The sequence below is a fragment of the Pseudomonas sp. FW305-28 genome (assembly GCF_017351395.1).
Taxonomy (GTDB): Bacteria; Pseudomonadota; Gammaproteobacteria; order Pseudomonadales; family Pseudomonadaceae; genus Aquipseudomonas; species Aquipseudomonas fluorescens_AA.
Genome location: NZ_JACNDD010000314.1, coordinates 1 through 353, shown reverse-complemented (window position 1 = coordinate 353; position 353 = coordinate 1). Strand labels below are relative to the sequence as shown.

Annotated in this window: 2 tRNA genes; both read left to right on the top strand. The window is 49.0% G+C overall.

Annotated features, from left to right (window positions below):
• The first annotated feature begins 112 nt into the window (after positions 1-112).
• Positions 113-189: transfer RNA gene (locus tag J4E53_RS30595), tRNA-Ile, on the top strand.
• 10 nt (positions 190-199) lie between these two features.
• Positions 200-275 (top strand) — tRNA-Ala (locus J4E53_RS30590).
• Positions 276-353: the final 78 nt, after the last annotated feature.

The window sequence follows — 353 nt, the reverse complement described above, 5'->3', positions numbered from 1 at the left end:
CAGCTGCTTCATGAGCTCCCACACGAATTGCTTGATTCATTGAAGAAGACGATAGAAGCAGCTTTAAGCTCCAAGCTGATAGCTCACAGCTAACAGTTACAAGCTCGAAATTGGGTCTGTAGCTCAGTTGGTTAGAGCGCACCCCTGATAAGGGTGAGGTCGGCAGTTCGAATCTGCCCAGACCCACCAATTTTGTAATGGGGCCATAGCTCAGCTGGGAGAGCGCCTGCCTTGCACGCAGGAGGTCAGCGGTTCGATCCCGCTTGGCTCCACCATAAACTGCTTCTGAAAGCTTAGAAATGAGCATTCCATCAAGGTGATGGTGAATGTTGATTTCTAGTCTTTTGATTAGA